This is a genomic window from Citrobacter sp. TBCS-14, assembly GCF_005280805.1.
Classification (GTDB): domain Bacteria; phylum Pseudomonadota; class Gammaproteobacteria; order Enterobacterales; family Enterobacteriaceae; genus Citrobacter; species Citrobacter gillenii.
The window spans coordinates 1-357 of record NZ_SZWM01000158.1; the positions used below are offsets into that span (position 1 = coordinate 1).

Below are 357 nucleotides of genomic sequence, written 5' to 3' on the forward strand. Positions count from 1 at the left end.
TGAACTGGTCGGGAACGCTGACCAGCGCATGGCGCGTTCAGAGCAAAACCACTGTAACGGAAAACCTCGCTGATTATGTGCAAAACGGCGTACAGCATTACGTGTTTGCAGTGGCCAGCATTGATGAGAATGGCAATATCACCGATTTGCGGCCAAAAGGTACGCTGAACGAACAGCTGGCCAGTGATGCACTGAAAAAACATGAACACTCCCGCAATCACCCGGATGCGACAACGAGCGAAAAGGGATTTACGCGCCTGAACAGTGCGGCAGACAGCGCCAGCGAAACGGAGGCAGCAACGCCAAAAGCCGTCAAAATCGCGATGGATAATGCGAACGCGCGACTGGCAAAAGAAC

Annotated in this window: 1 protein-coding gene; it reads left to right on the top strand. The window is 53.2% G+C overall.

The window, feature by feature from the left end; genetic code table 11:
- On the top strand, positions 1 to 357 hold a 357-nt coding region (locus FDX22_RS03650), incomplete at both ends, for a tail fiber protein (protein ID WP_186805277.1).